The 16392-nt window shown below is 71.9% G+C and carries 15 protein-coding genes; 10 read left to right on the top strand and 5 right to left on the bottom strand.

Features of this window, described 5'->3' with window-relative positions; translation table 11 throughout:
- The first annotated feature begins 3 nt into the window (after positions 1–3).
- From ABD332_RS51750 to ABD332_RS51725, 6 genes are all read left to right on the top strand, one after another.
- A complete protein-coding gene (locus tag ABD332_RS51750) occupies positions 4–561 on the top strand; it encodes a VOC family protein (RefSeq protein WP_344513068.1) in 558 nt (185 codons plus the stop codon).
- An 83-nt stretch (positions 562–644) separates the two neighbouring features.
- On the top strand, positions 645–1859 hold the full coding sequence (locus ABD332_RS51745; RefSeq protein ID WP_344513066.1) for an ABC transporter substrate-binding protein: 1215 nt from the start codon (positions 645–647) through the stop codon (positions 1857–1859).
- 15 nt (positions 1860–1874) lie between these two features.
- Positions 1875–5384, top strand: coding sequence for an ABC transporter permease subunit (locus ABD332_RS51740; RefSeq protein ID WP_344513064.1), 3510 nt, complete (start codon positions 1875–1877; stop codon positions 5382–5384).
- Positions 5377–6909, top strand: a complete 1533-nt coding sequence (locus ABD332_RS51735; RefSeq protein ID WP_344513062.1) for an AMP-binding protein — start codon at positions 5377–5379, stop codon at positions 6907–6909. The genes ABD332_RS51740 and ABD332_RS51735 overlap by 8 nt, the downstream gene beginning before the upstream one ends.
- Complete coding sequence (locus ABD332_RS51730) at positions 6906–7808, top strand: phosphotransferase family protein (protein ID WP_344513060.1); 903 nt, start codon at positions 6906–6908, stop codon at positions 7806–7808. Before ABD332_RS51735 ends, ABD332_RS51730 begins: the two co-directional genes overlap by 4 nt.
- A 14-nt stretch (positions 7809–7822) precedes the next feature.
- Positions 7823–8161: a DUF6285 domain-containing protein gene (locus ABD332_RS51725; RefSeq protein ID WP_344513058.1), complete on the top strand. Its 339-nt coding sequence runs from the start codon at positions 7823–7825 to the stop codon at positions 8159–8161.
- Here the strand turns inward: ABD332_RS51725 and ABD332_RS51720 are convergent.
- Positions 8158–8784 (bottom strand): TetR/AcrR family transcriptional regulator, encoded by a 627-nt coding sequence (locus ABD332_RS51720; protein WP_344513056.1) that lies wholly within the window; start codon positions 8782–8784, stop codon positions 8158–8160. The genes ABD332_RS51725 and ABD332_RS51720 overlap by 4 nt on opposite strands.
- 28 nt (positions 8785–8812) lie before the next feature.
- On the opposite strand from ABD332_RS51720, the gene ABD332_RS51715 reads away from it, so the two are divergent.
- Positions 8813–9868 (top strand): NAD(P)H-dependent flavin oxidoreductase, encoded by a 1056-nt coding sequence (locus ABD332_RS51715; RefSeq protein WP_344513054.1) that lies wholly within the window; start codon positions 8813–8815, stop codon positions 9866–9868.
- Positions 9865–10644, top strand: a complete 780-nt coding sequence (locus ABD332_RS51710) for an enoyl-CoA hydratase/isomerase family protein (protein ID WP_344513052.1) — start codon at positions 9865–9867, stop codon at positions 10642–10644. The genes ABD332_RS51715 and ABD332_RS51710 overlap by 4 nt, the downstream gene beginning before the upstream one ends.
- Positions 10645–10824: 180 nt before the next feature.
- Here ABD332_RS51710 and ABD332_RS51705 read toward each other — a convergent pair whose 3' ends face one another.
- The 4 genes from ABD332_RS51705 to ABD332_RS51690 all read right to left on the bottom strand — a co-directional run bounded on the left by ABD332_RS51705 (position 10825) and on the right by ABD332_RS51690 (position 14857).
- Positions 10825–11649, bottom strand: a complete 825-nt coding sequence (locus tag ABD332_RS51705) for a crotonase/enoyl-CoA hydratase family protein (RefSeq protein WP_344513051.1) — start codon at positions 11647–11649, stop codon at positions 10825–10827.
- Entirely contained in the window at positions 11646–12833 is a 1188-nt protein-coding gene (locus ABD332_RS51700; RefSeq protein WP_344513049.1) for an acyl-CoA dehydrogenase family protein, read from the bottom strand. The genes ABD332_RS51705 and ABD332_RS51700 overlap by 4 nt, the downstream gene beginning before the upstream one ends.
- An 11-nt stretch (positions 12834–12844) precedes the next feature.
- Positions 12845–14032 (bottom strand): thiolase family protein, encoded by a 1188-nt coding sequence (locus ABD332_RS51695; protein ID WP_344513048.1) that lies wholly within the window; start codon positions 14030–14032, stop codon positions 12845–12847.
- A gap of 66 nt (positions 14033–14098) precedes the next feature.
- A complete protein-coding gene (locus tag ABD332_RS51690) occupies positions 14099–14857 on the bottom strand; it encodes a 3-hydroxyacyl-CoA dehydrogenase (RefSeq protein ID WP_344513047.1) in 759 nt (252 codons plus the stop codon).
- 110 nt (positions 14858–14967) lie between these two features.
- Between ABD332_RS51690 and ABD332_RS51685 the strand changes: the two genes are divergently transcribed.
- On the top strand, positions 14968–15591 hold the full coding sequence (locus ABD332_RS51685) for a TetR/AcrR family transcriptional regulator (protein ID WP_344513045.1): 624 nt from the start codon (positions 14968–14970) through the stop codon (positions 15589–15591).
- The gene (locus ABD332_RS51680; RefSeq protein WP_344513043.1) at positions 15588–16352 is read left to right on the top strand and encodes an SDR family NAD(P)-dependent oxidoreductase; all 765 of its coding nucleotides are present in this window, start codon (positions 15588–15590) and stop codon (positions 16350–16352) included. The genes ABD332_RS51685 and ABD332_RS51680 overlap by 4 nt, the downstream gene beginning before the upstream one ends.
- The last annotated feature ends 40 nt before the right edge of the window (positions 16353–16392 follow it).

The raw sequence follows: 16392 nt of genomic DNA, 5'->3' as shown, positions 1-16392 counted from the left end.
ATCATGGCCGAGCGAGAATTCGAGATCGGCGGCATCAACCACCTCGCGCTGGTGTGCAGCGACATGCGCCGCACGGTGGACTTCTACACCAACGTGCTCGGCCTGCCGTTGATCAAGACGGTCGAGCTGCCGAACGGGATGGGGCAGCACTTCTTCTTCGACTGCGGCGGCGGCAACGCCCTGGCCTTCTTCTGGTTCCCGGGTGCGCCGGACAAGGTGCCCGGTGTGACCCATCCCGGTGCGCTGCCCGGGGTCGGTGACATCGCCAGCGCCGTCGCGTCGATGAACCACGTCGCCCTGCAGATTCCGGTCGACAAGTTCGACGAGTACCGCGAGCGGCTCCAGGCCAAGGGCGTGGAGGTCGGGCACGTCGTGTTCCATGACGACAGCCCGTCCACGATCGCGCGGCGCATGCACGACGGCGTCTACGTCGGCTCGCTGTACTTCTTCGACCCGGACGGCATCCTGCTGGAGTTCGCGGCCTGGACGCGGAAGCTGACCCCCGACGACGTCCGCCACGAGCCGGCCGCGCCTGTGGTGAAGACGGCCGCGAAAGCCTGAGCGGTCTCCTGTTCCCTTTATCTGAAACTGATGTCAGTATCAGCTCACACCCCCCAATCCCCTTTGCCTTGATGGAGGCATCCATGAGGACGCTGCGGACCCGCCTCGCTGCGGCGATGCTTGTTCTGCCACTCGCGTTATCCGCCTGCAGCAACGACAAGACCAAGTCACCCGCCGCCGCCCCGGGCGGCGGCTCATCGGCCGGCAACCCGGTGAAGGTCATGCTGATCTACGACGAGACCGGTTCGGGTGCCGCCCCCGAGCTCGTCGACGGCGCGAACGCCGGTCTGGCGCAGGTGAACGCGAACGGTGGCATCAAAGGACGGCCGATCGAGATGACCGTCTGCAAGACCGGCAACGACCCGAACATCGCGGACAACTGCGCCCGCCAGGCCCAGAGCCTCGGGGTGTCGGCCGTGGTCGGCGAGCTCACCCTGCAGAAGGGCCACGAGAAGATCCTCCGGGAGGCGAAGATCCCGATCATCGGTGCCGTCACCTCCGGCACGGACCTGACGGAGATCGCGCAGTTCCCCCTCGATGGCAGCACGCCGATCCAGACCGCGTCGCTGGCCAACGCGCTGGCCGCGCAGGGCTTCAAGAAGATCAGCATGGCCCGCATCCAGATCGACGGCGGCGGGGCGTTCAGCGGCTTCGCCAACCAGGGCCTCACGTCCGCCGGTCAGAAGATCCTCAACGACGTGCCCGTGCCGACCGGCGCCGCGGACATGGCGCCCTACGTTCAGGCCGTCCTCGCCAACGGCACCGACGCCATCCTGACGGTGCTGCCGGGCACCGACTCGACCGCCTTCATCAAGCAGCTCAAGAAGGACGCGCCGAACATCGCGATCGGCATCATCGGCACGCAGAAGGAGAAGGTCGCCGACGCCCTCGGGACGGCCTCGGACGGCCTCTACGAGGCACTGGGCTACCTGCCGCCGTCGTACGAGAACACGGCCACCAAGAACTACGTCGCGGCCATGTCGAAGCAGGGGATCAGCGAGACGCGGGGCTTCCGGCTCAACGCCTACGCCGCCGTCCTCGCCTTCGCCGAGGCGGCCAAGAAGGTGCCCGACCCGACCAACACCGCCCTGTGGGACGCGCTGCCGACGATGAGCGGCATCGACATCGGCCTCACCCCGCCGATCCAGTGGCAGAAGGGCAACGTGGGCGGATACCCGCGGATCTTCACCTCCTGCGCCTTCATCGTGAAGTACAGCGGCGGCAAGGAACTGCCGGTGTACGACACCTTCCGCGACGCCTACACCGGCCAGAACTGCACCACTCCGCCGAAGAGCTGAGGACCGGGCCCACACATGCTGACTGACGTGATCAGGTTCGCCGTACTCGGGCTCGGGGCCGGCGCGATCTATGGCCTGTCCGCCCTCGGAATCGTGCTGATCTACCGCGGCTCCGGGATTCTGAACTTCAGCCAGGGCGCGGTCGGCATGGTGGGCGCCTACGTCTTCTACCTGCAACGCGAGGCCGGCATGGCCACGCCGGTGGCGGCGCTGCTCGCCATCGGCGTGGGCCTGGCCATCGGCGGGCTGATCCATCAGCTCGTCATGCGACCACTGCGGGACGCGCCGCCGGTGTCGCGGCTCATCGCGACACTGGGTGTCTTCGCGTTCCTCTTCGGCCTGGGTCAGTACCTGTTCGGCGTGGGGAAGGCCCGGATCGTCTCCTCGATCCTGCCGGACGGGTCGACGACCGTGCTGCCGGGCATCCGGATCGGGACCGACCGGCTCGCCATCCTCGGTGTCGGGCTGGTGCTGGCCGTCGTGCTCACGGTCGTGTACCGCTCCACCCGCTTCGGCCTCGCCACCTCGGCCGTGGCCGAGAACGGGCGGGCGAGCTCGGCGCTGGGCATCTCCCCGGACACCATCGCGACCGTGAACTGGATGGTGGGCTGCGCGCTCAGCGTGGTGTCGGCCGTGCTCATCGTCAGCATCGGCACGTTGCAGGTGGAGAACCTGGCGATGCTCATCGTGCCGGCCCTCGCCGCCGCCCTGCTCGGCGGCTTCAAGTCCTTCCCGCTGACGATGGCCGGCGGGCTGCTGATCGGCATGCTCGAGTCCGAGGTGGCCTGGATCGGCACGCGCCAGCACGCCGACGGCTGGGGCCAGACGGTGCCGTTCATCGTCATCATCCTCGTCCTCGTCATCTCCGGGCGTTCCCTGCCGCTGCGGGGCGAGGCGATCCAGCGCCCGCCCCAGCTCGGCACCGGCATCGTGCGCCCCCCGGTGCTGCTCGGCACCGGGCTCGTCGCCCTCGGGCTGCTGTACTTCGTGTTCCCGCCGGCCCTGCTCAGCGCCACCGAGATCACCCTGGCGCTCGGCCTCGTCGTGCTGTCCCTCGTGGTCGTCACCGGCTACACGGGACAGTTGTCGCTGGCGCAGATGGCGCTCGCCGGTATGGGCGCCTGGATCGCCGCCCGCCTGGTCGCCGATCACGGCGTGCCGTTCTGGGCCGCGCTGCTGATCGGCGTCGTGGGCGCGGTCCCGGTCGGCATCATCGTCGGCCTGCCCGCGCTGCGGACCCGGGGCATGAACCTGGCCGTGGTGACGCTGTGCCTGGCCGTGGTGCTGGAGCACCAGATCTTCTCCTCGACCGAGCGCACCGGTGGGTTCACGGGCATCAACGTGGGCTCGCCGAAGATCTTCGGCATCGACATGGACACGTACTTCTGGCCCAGCCGCTACGCGATCTTCTGCCTGGTGCTGTTCATCCTGGCCGCCCTGATGGTCGCGAACCTCCGGCGGGGCCGGGCCGGCCGCCGCCTGGTGGCCGTCCGGTCGAACGAACGCGCCGCCGCCAGCATCGGCATCAGCGTGGCCCGCGCCAAGATCTTCGCCTTCGGCATCTCGGCCGCCCTGGCCGCGGCCGGCGGCGTCCTGCTGTCGTTCCGGCAGCCGAACGTGACCTTCGTGCCGACGTACACCGCCTTCCAGTCCATCTTCGCGGTCGTGTTCTCGATCATCGGCGGCATCGGCTACCTCGTCGGTGCCGTCATCGGCGCCATGTACGCCCCGGCCGGACTGCTCTCCGGGGTGATCTCGCAGCTCTTCCCCGGCACCGCGTTCGCGCAGTTCATCTCGCGCAACGAGGTCGGGCAGATGATCCTCGGCCTGACCCTGCTCATCGTGCTGCCGCAGCTGCCCAACGGCCTGGCCACGCAGCGGCTGCCCGCCGGGCTGATCCCCAAGTGGATCACGGCGCGCAGCGGCCGCCGGACGCGCCGGCGGGATGTCGCGGAGCTGGAGGGGGAGACGGCGTTCAGCGTCGTCGAGCGGCCGGTGGAGGTGAGCGGGCTGACGGTGCGGTTCGGCGGCGTGACCGCGCTCGACGACGTGGCGCTCAACCTCGTGCCGGGCCAGGTCCACGGGCTCATCGGGCCGAACGGGGCGGGCAAGACGACCCTGATCGACGCGTTGACCGGGTTCGTCGACGGCCCGGGCGCCACGATGACCCTCGACGGCCAGGACATCGGCCGCTGGCCGGCCCAGCGCCGGGCCGCGGCCGGCATCAGCCGCTCCTTCCAGAGCCTCGAACTGTTCGAGACGATGACGGTCCGGGAGAACCTGCTCGCCGCGGGCGACCGCCAGGACTGGCCCGCGTTCCTGTCCAACCTCGTCCTCCCGGGCCGGGACCGGTACTCGCCGGCGGCGCTCGCCGCCATCCGCGAGTTCCACCTGGAGGACGACCTCGAACGCAAACCCGACGAGCTGCCGTACGGCCGCCGCCGGCTGCTGGCCATCGCCCGCTCCGTCGCCACCGGCGCCTCGGTCCTGCTGCTCGACGAGCCGGCCGCCGGCCTGGACGACACCGAGACCGCCGAGCTCGGCCACCTCATCCGCCGGCTCGCCACCGAGCTGCGGATGGCGGTGCTGCTCGTGGAGCACAACGTCTCCGTCGTGCTGGACGTGAGCGACCAGGTCTCGGTCCTCAACTTCGGCAAGGTGATCGCGACCGGGACGCCGGCGGAAATCCGGTCCGACCCGGCCGTCATCACCGCCTACCTCGGCACCCAGGACACCGCTGACGGCTCTGCCGACGAGACTGCCGCACAGACCGGTCCGGTCGAGGTGATCGAGCGCGAACCGGCGCCCGCGACCAGGGCGGCCGCGGACGGCGAGCCGCTCATCGAGGCCCGCGGGCTCAGCGCCGGATACGGGGACCTGGCCGCGCTGCGCGACCTCGACCTGGTGGTGCGGCCCGGCGAGATCGTGGCGCTGCTCGGACCCAACGGCGCGGGCAAGACCACGACGCTGCTGACCCTGGCCGGCGAGCTGAAGCCGCTGGCCGGCACCGTGCGGTGGCGCGGCAGGCCGGCCTCGGCCCGGCTGCACCGGCGAGCCCGCGAGGGCATGGCCTTCGTGCCCGAGGAACGCTCGGTGTTCATGCAGCTGAGCGCGGCCGAGAACCTGCGCCTCGGCCGCGGGCCACGCTCCCTCGCGCTCGACGCGTTCCCCGAACTGACCCCGCTGCTCGACCGCCGGGCCGGCCTGCTGTCCGGTGGCGAGCAGCAGATCCTGACCCTGGCCCGGGCGCTCGCCGGACGGCCCGCCCTGCTGCTCGCCGACGAGCTCTCGCTCGGCCTGGCGCCGCTGGTCGTCGACCGGCTGCTGCGGGCCATCCGGCAGGCCGCCGACGAAGGGCTGGGCGTCCTGCTCGTCGAACAGCAGGCGGCGCGGGCACTGGAGGTGGCCGACCGGGCGTACGTGCTGCGGCGCGGCCGGGTGATCACCGAAGGGGCCTCGGCCGAGCTGTCCAGGGACTGGTCGAAGCTGGAACGCAGCTACCTGAGCGAGGTCGCGAGTGGGTGAGACCGCGCCTCAGGAGCTGGACCCGGCCCGCGTGCTGCCCGGCCTGCTCCGCCGGCGGGCGATCGAGCTGGCGGACCAGGACTTCCTGATCGACGTCGAACGGGGCCGGGTCACCTACGGCGCGTTCCAGCGGCGGGTCGAGCAGTTCGCCGGGCTCCTGCTGCAGCAGGGTGTGCAGCCGTCGGACCGGGTCGCGGTCCTGCTGCCCACGTGCGTCGACGAACAGGCGTTGTGGATCGCGTGCGGGTGGCTGCGCGCCGTGCAGGTGCCGATCAACCCGGCCTACCGCGGCGACATGCTCCGGCACGTGCTGCACGACTCCGGGCCCCGCCTGATCGTCACGGTCGGGGCCCGCGCCGACGAGCTCCGGCAGGCCGCGGACGCCGACGCCGCGGTCTTCGTCCTGGAGATCGGGCAGCCGCTGGTGTACGGCCCGCCGGTGCTGGCCGGGCTCGGCGATCCGAAGCCGTGGGACACCGCCGCCATCATCTACACCTCCGGCACCACCGGGCCGTCCAAGGGCGTGCTCACGCCGTGGGGCCAGCTCATCACCGGCATCGACACCTTCGACGACGTCGGCCCCGGCGACGTGCTGTACGCACCGTTCGCCGCGTTCCACCTGGGTGGCAAGGTGCCGCTGCAGATCGTCGCGCACTGGGGCGGGACATTCGTCTTCCGCGACGGCTTCAAGACCGACCGCTTCTGGCCGGACGTCCGCGCGCACGCCTGCAACCGGGCCTGGGCCTTCTACGCGATGGCGAACTTCCTCTGGCAGCAGCCGCCCCGCCCGGACGACCGCGACAACCCGGTCGAGAGCATCACCGGCGGCCCGCTGCTGCCCGACTACGCCGCGTTCGAGCGGCGGTTCGGGCTGCGGATGCGGACCAACTACGGGATGACCGAGGCCGGCTGGCCGATCGCGACCGGCGATCACGTCGTCGACCACCGCAGCTGCGGCCGCGCCCGGGACGGATACGAGCTGCGCATCGTCGACGACTTCGACGCCGAGGTCCCGGCCGGCCACATCGGTGAGCTGATCGTGCGCTCCGACCGGCCGTGGACGATGAACCAGGGCTACCTGGGCCGGCCCGCGGACACCGCGCGGGCGTGGCGCAACGGCTGGTACCACACCGGAGACGCCTTCCGCCGGGACGAGACAGGCAACTACTACCTCGTCGACCGGGTGAAGGACGCGGTGCGGCGGCGGTCGGAGAACATCTCGTCGTTCGAGGTCGAGTCGATGGTCACCGCCCACCCCGACGTCCTGGAGTGCGCCGCCATCGGCGTGCCGTCCGACGACGGGGAGGAGGAGATCAAGATCTGTGTCGTGCCGATGCCGGATGCGACGCTCGCTGCCCCGGCGCTGTCGGAGTTCCTCGCGGCCACGATGCCCCGGTTCATGGTCCCCCGCTACATCGAGTTCCTCGACGAGCTGCCGAAGACCCCGACCAGCAAGGTGCGCAAGGTGGAGCTCAAACGCGACCCGTTCACCGCGGGCACGTGGGACCGGATGGCCGCTCGATGAACGAGACAGCCCTCACCGCTGCCCTCGGCGAGCCGGTGACCGGATTGGAGCGGCTGACCGGCGGCTCGTCCCGCGAGGTCTGGGCCTTGGAGGCCGCGGGCCGCAAACTCATCCTCCTGGCCGATCCGCCCGGTGAGCGCCGCGGCGGTGGCGCCACCTTCGAGGCGAGCGTCATCCGGGCCGCCCGCTCGGCCGGCGTCGCGGCGCCCGAAGTGATCGCGGTCGTGCCCGGCGGACTCATCCTGCAACGGCTCGACGGCGAGACGGTGCCGCGGCGGATCCTCGACGTGCTGACGACCGGCTCCGCCGGACCACGGCTGGCCCGTCAGTGCGGCGACGCCCTCGGCCGGCTGCACACCGTCGATCCGGGCGCCGTCGCGGCCCTGCCGGACGAGGACCGGCTCGTCGAATACCGGGCGACCCTCGACCGGCTCGACCCCGACCGGCCGGTGCTCGAGCTGGCCTACGGTTGGCTGCTGGAGCGCCGGCCGCCGTGCCGCCGGACGACCCTGACCCACGGTGACTTCCGGCTCGGGAACTTCGTGGTCGACGTCGACGGTCTCGTCGGGGTCCTCGACTGGGAGTCGGCCCACCGCGGCGATCCCCTCGAGGATCTGGGCTGGATCGCGGTGCGCAGCTGGCGGTTCCGCGGGCCGGGCGTGGTCGGCGGCTTCGGCGACGTCCAGGACTTCCTCGACGGATACCGGGCCTCGGCGGGCGTGGACGTGTCCGACGCCGACTTCGCGTGGGCGGTCGTGCTGGGCACGTGGATCTGGGCGGTCGGCTGCCTGCAGCAGGCCGACCGGCACCTGTCCGGGACGACCCGCTCGATCGACCTGGCGCTGGTCGGCCGGCGGGTGGTCGAGGTGGAGCACGACCTGCTCGGGCTGCTCCGGTGACAACGGGAGTACACATGCCATCGCACGCCGCGGTTCCCGACCACAACGAGCTGTTGACGGCCGTCGTGGAGACATTGCGCACGGAGCTCCTGCCGCAGGTCAGCGGGCGCTCCCGATACCTGCTGAAGGCGTGTGCCGCCGCGCTGGAAGTGGTGCAGCGAGACCTGACCGCCGGGACCGAGCGCCGCCAGGTCGACGGGGCGGTCTTCGCGGAGCTCGGCGTGCCGGACGAACGGGCCCTGGTCGCCGAGATCAGGGCCGGCCTCGCCCCGGACCGGTTCGCCGCGATCCTCGCGGCGCTGGGCCCGCGCACCGAGGTCGAGCTGCGCGTCCTCGGCCGCGCCGATCGTTAGGCCGGGCTTTGGTCCTCCGGGCGCCAGTAGATGGCGTGATACCAGATGCCGGCGAGCGAGTCGATCGCCGCCTCCTCGTCGACGACGGAGTCGCCGTTGTCACCGCCCTGAGCCAGCCACACGTAGCAGGAGAGCTCGAGCATCGAGGACAGCGCGGACGAGGTCATCCGCACGTCGATGCCCGGGCAGTAGCCCTCCTTCTGGGCGTGTTCGACGCCGTGGGCGATGAAGTCGATGGCCGACCGCCGGATGTCCCGCCAGCTCTCCAGGAAGGCCGGGTCCGCCATCGACGCCTGGAACACGCCGCTGAGCGCGCCGAGCCGGTCGCGGTAGGTCTCCCAGAAGATGGTGATCGCCATCCGGATGGCTTCCTTGGGCGGGCGGCCCTCCTGGTACGGCACCGCGATCTGGGCGCGGGTGTCCTCGTGGAAGGCCTGGGCGAGGGCGGCAAGCACGTCGGCCTTGTCGGTGAAGTAGTTGTAGAAGCTCGCCGACGACCGGCCCGCGGTGCGCGCGATGTCCTCGACCTTCGTCGACAGGTAACCGCGGGTCGCGAACTCCTTGCGGGCCGCCTCGAGGAACGTGGCCGCCGTGCGCGCCCCTTTGGAGTACTGGCGTGGCATCGCCCCTGCCCCCGTCCGACACCGAGCTTTGAGAACTAAAAGTGATATTAACATCAAGTTTTGCGCCCGAATTCGGGGCGTGCGACAGGAGACAAACGGCATGATCGAGACCCGCTTCACCCGCGAGTTCAACGTCAGGCACCCCATCGTGCAGGGCGGGATGCAATGGGTCGGCCGAGCCGAGCTGGTGGCCCCGGTGGCGGACGCCGGCGCGCTCGGATTCCTCACCGCGCTCACCCAGCCGACGCCCGAGGCGCTCGTCAAGGAGATCGCCCGCTGCCGGGAGCTGACCGACCAGGAGTTCGGCGTCAACCTCACGATCCTGCCGGCGATCTCGCCGCCGCCGTACGCCGAATACCGGGCCGCGATCATCGAGTCGGGGATCCGGACCGTCGAAACGGCCGGGTTCAGCCCGGCGGAGCACATGCCCGCCTTCAAAGCCGCGGGCATCAAGGTGATCCACAAGTGCACGAGCGTGCGGCACGCGGTCAAGGCCGAGTCGCTCGGGGTGGACGCCGTGAGCATCGACGGCTTCGAGTGCGCCGGTCATCCGGGGGAGGACGACGTGCCCGGGCTCGTGCTCATCGCGGCCGCGGCCCGCCGGGTCTCCGTGCCGATCGTCGCGTCGGGCGGGATCGCCGACGCCCGCGGCCTGATCGCCGCGCTGGCGCTGGGAGCCGATGCGGTGAACATGGGCACCCGTTTCCTCTGTACCGTGGAGGCCCCGGTGCACGAGAACGTCAAGCGGAAGATCGTCGAGGCGAACGAGCGCGACACCACCCTGATCTTCCGGACCCTGCACAACACCGCCCGCGTCGCGACGAACACCGTCAGCCGTGAGGTCGTCGAGATCCTGCGGGCCGGCGGTGAGTTCGACGACGTGCGCGACCTCGTCGCCGGGGTCCGCGGCCGCGAGGTCTACGAGACGGGCGACATGGAGCGAGGGCTCTGGACCGTGGGGCAGTCACAGGCGCTGATCGACGACATCCCGACGGTGGCCGAACTGGTCGCACGCATCGTCGCCGAGGCCGAAGACCTCATCACCACCCGTCTCTCCCCACTGGTGTCGGCGGAGGGACGATGACGGACGACGCCGTCCTGGTCACGACCGACGGCCCGGTCGCGACCGTCACCCTGAGCCGCCCCGACCGGCTCAACGCCCTCGACCTCGCGGGTATGCGACTGCTGGGGAGCCGGCTGCACGAAGCGGCCGGTCGGCCCGGCGTGCGCTGCGTCCTGCTCACCGGGAAAGGGCGAGCCTTCTGCGCCGGCGCCGACGTCTCCCCGGCCGGCGCGGCGACCGGCGGCGCGGACGGCCGCGCGATCGTCGCCGCGGCCAACGACGCGGTCCTCGCCGTGATCCGCGCCGACGTCCCGGTCGTCGCCGCGGTGAACGGGCCGGCGGTCGGCGTCGGCGTCTCGTTCGCCCTCGCCTGCGACGCGGTCGTGGCGGCCGACACGAGCTGGTTCCAGCTGCCGTTCGTCAACATCGGGCTGGTGCCCGACGGGGGAGCGAGCCACCTGCTCCCGGCGGCGATCGGGCGGATGCGGGCGAACCGGATGGCGCTGTTCGCCGAGCGCGTGCCGGCGCCGACGGCGCTGGCGTGGGGCCTGGTCTCGGACGTCGTCCCGGCCGCCGACCTGCTCGACACCGCCCGCACACTGGCGGCCGGGACCGCCGGCGCGTCACGCGAGGCGCTCCGGCGCGCCAAACTGGCCCTCCGGCGGGCGGCGGCCGACGAGCTCGAGGCGGCCATGCGCCGCGAACTCGAGGACCAGGGCGAGCTGCTGGACGGACCCGACTACGCGGAGGGCCTGGCCGCACTGCGGGAGCGACGACCTCCGGCCTACCCCGCGTAGGAGCGTTCGCGGCGGAGTGCTTCGCGGGCGATGCGCCGGACCCGCGACTTCGCGCCGCCCATGGTGAGGGTCGGCGCCCGCTCGGCCAGGCCGGCCGCGGCCCGCATCGCGTGACGGCCCGGCCCGGCCCGAGGCGGGCCTCCGCGACGCCGACCCGGGCGCACCAGCTGCCGTACGGACCTACCGGCCTTCCCAGACCGGCGCCCGCTTCTCGGCGAAGGCGATCGGCCCCTCGACGGCGTCCCGGCTGCCGAACACGAGCGCGGCCGCCTCGTCGTTGACGGCCCACGGCTCACGGCGCGACCACTCCGGGTCCCAGGCCGAGCCGGACTCGGCCACCTGATGCATGACCCGCTTGGTGTACTGCACCGACAGCGGCGCGTTCGCGGCGACGCGCTCGGCCAGCACCATCGCCTCATCGAGCGCGGCTCCGGGCCGGGCGACCACGTTGACCAGGCCCCACTCGGCCGCCTCCTGGACGTCGACGGCGTCACCGGTGAGCGCCATCTGCAACGCGCGCTTGAGCGGAATCTGCCGCTGGAGCCGCACCACCCCGCCCGCGGCGGCGACCAGGCCCCGCTTGACCTCGGGCAGACCGAGCCGGGCGTCCTCGGCCGCGACCACCAGGTCACAGGCGAGGGCGATCTCGGTGCCGCCGCCCATGGCGAACCCGTTGACGGCCGCGATCAGCGGCTTGTCGATCCAGTGCCGGGCGATACCGGCGAAGCCCCACTCCGGGTGCTCCGGCGCGGCGATCGACCGCCCGGCCGCCAGCTCCTTGAGGTCGGCGCCGGCGCAGAAGGCCCGGCCGTTGCCGGTCACGACCACGACCCGCACCTCGGGGTCGGCCGCCGCCCGCTCCAGCGCCTCCCCGGCCGCGGTGGACAGTGCCGCGTTGACGGCGTTCAGCGACGCGGGCCGGTTCAGCCGGATCACGGCGATGTGCCCGGCCCGCTCATACAACGCGGCCGGTTCGGTTTCGACGGTCGTCTTCGTGTCTGTCATCGGATCTCCAGGACGTCGCGCGCGATGATGTGTTTCATGATCTCGGTGGTGCCGCCGTAGATGGTGGTGACGCGGGTGTCGGCGTACGCCCGGGCGATGGGGTACTCGAGCATGTAGCCGTAGCCGCCGAACAGCTGGACGCAGCGGTCGACGAGGCGCTTGTGCATCTCCGTCGCCCACCACTTCGCCTTGGCCGCGTCCACCGCGTTCAGCTCGCCGCGGTTGAACCGCAGCACGGCGTCGTCCACGTACGCCTGGGACACCTCCAGCTCGGTCAGCATCTCGGCGATGGCGAACCGGGTGTTCTGGAACGACGCGATGCGCTGGCCGAACGCCTGCCGCTGCGACACGTGTTCGACGGTCCAGCCGAGCGCCGCCCGGGCCCCGGCGCATGCGGCGACCGCGATCCCCAGCCGCTCCAGCGGCAGGTGGCTCATCAGGTGGTGCAGCCCCCGGCCCACCTCGCCGAGCACGTTGCCGGCGGGGACGATCACGTTGTCGAAGAACAGCTCCGCGGTGTCCTGGGACTTCAGGCCGACCTTGGCGAGCTTGCGGCCACGTTCGAAGCCGGGCATCCCGCGCTCCACGACCAGCAGGCTGAACGCGCGGCTCCCGGCGTCGGGGGCCGGATCGGTCCGGGCGACCACGATCACGAGGTCGCTCAGGATGCCGTTGGTGATGAACGTCTTGGCGCCGTCGAGGACCCAGCCGTCGCCGTCGCCGTCGCGCCGGGCCGTCGTCCGGATGCCCTGCAGGTCCGAGCCGGTGCCGGGCTCGGTCATGGCGATGGCGCCGATGCGCCGGCCCGAGCAGAGGTCCGGCACCCACCGTGCGGCCTGCTCCGGGGTGGCCAGGTCGAAGAAATACGGAAGCACGATGTCGGCGTGGGCGGAGAACCCCGAGCCGAGGGACGTGGCGCCGACCTTGGCGAACTCCTCCATCATCGCGCACCGGAAGCCGAAGTCGGAGATGGCCCCACCGCCGCCGTGCTCCTCGGGTGCGTTGATGCCGAGCAGCCCCTGCCGGCCGGCTTCGAGCCACGGCTCGCGCGGGATGATGCCCGCCTCGTCCCAGGACTCGACGTGCGCGGTGACGTGCCGGCTGAGGAACGCGGCGACGGTGGCGCGGAACGCCTCGTGGTCGCCGGTGAAGAACGGGCGCCGCGCCCACAGGTCCTTGGTCATGTCTTTTCCGATCAGAGGCGTTCGACGACGGTGGCGTTGGCCAGGCCGCCGCCCTCGCACATGGTCTGCAGTCCGTAACGGCCGCCGGTGGCCTCGAGGTGGTGCAGCATCGTGGCCATGAGCCGGATGCCGGAGGCGCCGAGCGGATGGCCCAGCGCGATGGCGCCGCCCCGGCAGTTGAGCCGCTCGAGGTCACCGCCGAGCTCGGCCAGCCAGGCCAGCGGTACCGGGGCGAAGGCCTCGTTCACCTCGTAGGCGTCGATCGTGTCGATGCCCAGGCCGGCCCGTGCCAGCACCTGTTGCGTGGCCGGGATCGGCGCCGTCAGCATCAGCAGCGGGTCGTCGCCGGCCACCGCGAACGCGTGGAAGCGGGCCCGCGCGCGGAGGCCGAGCTTCGCGGCCACGTCCTCGCCCATGATCAGGGTGGCGGCGGCGCCGTCGGTCAGCGGCGAGGAGTTGCCCGCGGTGATCCGCCAGTCCAGGTCCGGGAAGCGCTCGCGCATCTCGGGGGCGTCGAAGGACGGCCGGAGCGCGGCCAGGCCCTCGGGGCTCGTCGACGGGCGGATCGTCTCGTCCGCCGCGAACCGGCCGTCGCCGTCCCCACCGACCCGCACCGGCACGATCTCGTGGTCGAACCCGCCGGCGTTCGCGGTCTCGGCCGCGAGGCGGTGCGACCGGGCGGAGTACTCGTCGAGCCGCTCCCGCGAGAGCCCCCACCTCTGGGCGATGAGCTCGGCCGAGACGCCCTGGCCGACGAGCCCCTGCGGGTAGCGCCGGGCGACCCCTGGCCCCTGCGGGTCCTGACCCAGCGTGCTGACCCCCATCGGCACCCGGCTCATCGACTCCACACCACCGGCGACGACGATGTCGTAGGCCCCCGCCATCACGCCCTGCGCGGCGAAGTGCATCGCCTGCTGGCTGGATCCGCACTGCCGGTCGATGGTCGTGGCCGGCACCGACTCCGGCCAGCCCGCAGCGAGCACCGCGTTGCGGCCGATGTTCATCGCCTGCTGGCCGGCCTGGCCGACGCAGCCGGTGATGACGTCCTCGACCCGCCCCGGGTCCAGGTCGTTGCGCTCGGCGAGGGCGCGGAGCACGGTGGCGTAGAGGTCGACCGGGTGCACGCCGGACAGCGCTCCGCCCGGCTTGCCCTTACCGGAGGCCGTCCGGACGATGTCGACGATGACCGCTTGACGCATGATGTCTTCCTTCCGTCGGTGAGGCAGTCGGGTGGGCCCGTCGGTGGGCCCGTCGGTGAGCACTGCTCAGCGCGGGGCCATGCGGATGGCGCCGTCGAGGCGGATGGTCTCGCCGTTGAGCATCGGGTTGGCGACGATCGCCGCGACCAGCTGCGCGTACTCCGCCGGGCGGCCGAGCCGGCTCGGATGCGGCACCTGGGCGCCCAGCGAGTCGCGGACCTCCTGCGCCAGCTGGCCCAGCAGCGGGGTCTCGAAGGTGCCCGGGGCGATGGTGACGACGCGGATCTTCAGTGTCGCCAGGTCGCGGGCGATCGGCAGGGTCATGCCGACGATGGCGCCCTTGGACGCCGAGTAGGCGGCCTGCCCGATCTGGCCGTCGAACGCGGCCACCGATGCGGTGTTGACGATGACCCCGCGCTCCTCGCCGGTCACCTCGTTCTCCGCCATCGCCGCGGCGGCCAGGCGCAGCACGTTGAAGGTCCCGAGCAGATTCACCCGGATGACCCGCTCGAAGTCGGCGAGCGGGAACGGGCCCTGCTTGCCGACGGTCCGGATCGCGTTGCCGATGCCCGCGCAGTTGACCAGGACGGCGAGGCCGCCGTCGTCGTTGGCGAGCGCGACCGCCGACTGCACCGCCGCTTCGTCGGTCACGTCGGCGCCGGCGAACCGGACCGCGTCGCCCAGCGCGTCGAGCCGGCCGCGGTCGGCGCCCGGCAGGTCGAGGGCCACCACCCGGGCCCCCGCGGCAGCGAGGGTCTCCACCGTCGCCAGGCCGAGCCCGGACGCGCCTCCGGTCACCAGCGCCTGCTTGCCCCGGACATCCATGCCACGACCTCCGTATCTGGTCTACTTAGTTAGCGATCGCTAAGCTAGCCTTCGAGGGCCTGCGAAGGCAATCACTCGTGACGGATTTGGCGAGCGGGACAGAGGCGGGGATGACAGTGAGCGACGACGCGTCCGGCTGGCGGGAGTACCCACCACTCGAGCTGCATCCGCTGCTGGCGCTGGCGTTGGACGAGATCGTCGAGCACGGCTACGACGGCACGTCGGTCCGCAAGATAGCCAACCGGGCGGGCGTCACCGTGCCGGCGCTCTACTACCACTTCGAGAACAAGCAGGCCATGCTCCGGGAGCTGCTCGACCACGCGATGCGGATCGTGCTCACCCACGCCCGGGCCGCGCTCGACGAGGCCGGCGCCGACTGCACGGCCCGGCTCAGCGCGCTGGTCGAGGCCATCGTCCTGTACACCGCCCACCATCGCGACCTGGCGTTCCTCGACTCCGAACGGCGCAGCCTCACCCCGGAGAACCGGGCGCACTACGTCGCCCAGCGCGACGAGCTCGAGGGCGAACTGCGCGACGCGATCCGCGGGGGAGTGGCGCAGGGCGTCTTCCGCACCCCGCACCCGGACGAGTGCGGCCGGGCGATCCTGTCGATGTGCCAGGGCGTCGCCGGCTGGTTCCGGCCGGGTGGTCCGGTCGACGAGGCCACCATGGCCCGCCGGTACGCCGACCTCGCGCTCGCCACCGTGCAGCACCAGAAAGGGACAGGACGATGAGCGGACCTCTCGACGCGTTCCGGCTCGACGGGCGGGTGGTCGTCATCACCGGCGCCAGCTCCGGGCTCGGGCTGGGTTTCGCCCGGGCGGTCGCGGCCGTCGGCGGCCACCTCGTGCTCGGCGCCCGGCGCCTGGACCGGCTGCGGGCGGCCGCGGACGAGCTGCGGGCGCAGGGCGCGACCGTGCTCGTCCAGGCGGCGGACGTCGCGGTGCCCGAGCAGTGCCAGGCCCTGGTGGACGCGGCGACGGCGGAGTTCGGGCGCGTCGACGTGCTCGTCAACAACGCCGGCCTCGCCGTCTCCGTGCCGGCCTCGAAGGACACCCCAGACTCCTTCCGCCAGGTCATCGACGTGAACCTCAACGGCTCGTTCTGGATGGCGCAGGCCTGCGCCCGGGTGATGCCGGCGGGCTCCTCCATCGTCAACGTGGCGAGCGTCCACGGCGTCGTGGCCTCGCGGTTCCCGGGGGCCTCCTACGCCGCGAGCAAGGCGGGCGTGATCGGGCTGACCCGCGATCTCGCGCAGCAGTGGTCCCGCCGCAAGGGCATCAGGGTCAACGCCCTGTGCCCCGGCTACGTCGCCACCGAGATGACGGCGACGGGTGAGGACAAGCTCCGCGCCATGGTCGCCGAGCACAGCCTGCTGGGCCGCTTCGGTGAGCAGTCCGAGATCGACGGGGCGCTGCTGTTCCTGGCGAGCCCGGCGTCGTCCTACGTCACCGGCACGACCCTCGTCGTCGACGGCGGCCTGTCCGCCATCTGATACTCCAGCATGGAAGCGGCGCAGCTGCGGCGAGGGCGTG

It is taken from the genome of Dactylosporangium maewongense (assembly GCF_039531485.1).
Classification (GTDB): domain Bacteria; phylum Actinomycetota; class Actinomycetes; order Mycobacteriales; family Micromonosporaceae; genus Dactylosporangium; species Dactylosporangium maewongense.
This window is presented reverse-complemented; position numbering and strand designations above follow the sequence as displayed.

Excerpts from the sequence above, each read along its gene's own strand:
- ABD332_RS51725 (WP_344513058.1), top strand. The coding sequence starts at position 7,823 with ATGCCATCGCACGCCGCGGTTCCCGACCACAACGAGCTGTTGACGGCC.
- ABD332_RS51705 (WP_344513051.1), bottom strand. The coding sequence starts at position 11,649 with ATGACAGACACGAAGACGACCGTCGAAACCGAACCGGCCGCGTTGTAT.
- ABD332_RS51740 (WP_344513064.1), top strand. The coding sequence starts at position 1,875 with ATGCTGACTGACGTGATCAGGTTCGCCGTACTCGGGCTCGGGGCCGGC.
- ABD332_RS51750 (WP_344513068.1), top strand. The coding sequence starts at position 4 with ATGGCCGAGCGAGAATTCGAGATCGGCGGCATCAACCACCTCGCGCTG.
- ABD332_RS51745 (WP_344513066.1), top strand. The coding sequence starts at position 645 with ATGAGGACGCTGCGGACCCGCCTCGCTGCGGCGATGCTTGTTCTGCCA.
- ABD332_RS51700 (WP_344513049.1), bottom strand. The coding sequence starts at position 12,833 with ATGACCAAGGACCTGTGGGCGCGGCGCCCGTTCTTCACCGGCGACCAC.
- ABD332_RS51730 (WP_344513060.1), top strand. The coding sequence starts at position 6,906 with ATGAACGAGACAGCCCTCACCGCTGCCCTCGGCGAGCCGGTGACCGGA.
- ABD332_RS51720 (WP_344513056.1), bottom strand. The coding sequence starts at position 8,784 with ATGCCACGCCAGTACTCCAAAGGGGCGCGCACGGCGGCCACGTTCCTC.
- ABD332_RS51695 (WP_344513048.1), bottom strand. The coding sequence starts at position 14,032 with ATGCGTCAAGCGGTCATCGTCGACATCGTCCGGACGGCCTCCGGTAAG.
- ABD332_RS51710 (WP_344513052.1), top strand. The coding sequence starts at position 9,865 with ATGACGGACGACGCCGTCCTGGTCACGACCGACGGCCCGGTCGCGACC.
- ABD332_RS51685 (WP_344513045.1), top strand. The coding sequence starts at position 14,968 with ATGACAGTGAGCGACGACGCGTCCGGCTGGCGGGAGTACCCACCACTC.
- ABD332_RS51690 (WP_344513047.1), bottom strand. The coding sequence starts at position 14,857 with ATGGATGTCCGGGGCAAGCAGGCGCTGGTGACCGGAGGCGCGTCCGGG.
- ABD332_RS51680 (WP_344513043.1), top strand. The coding sequence starts at position 15,588 with ATGAGCGGACCTCTCGACGCGTTCCGGCTCGACGGGCGGGTGGTCGTC.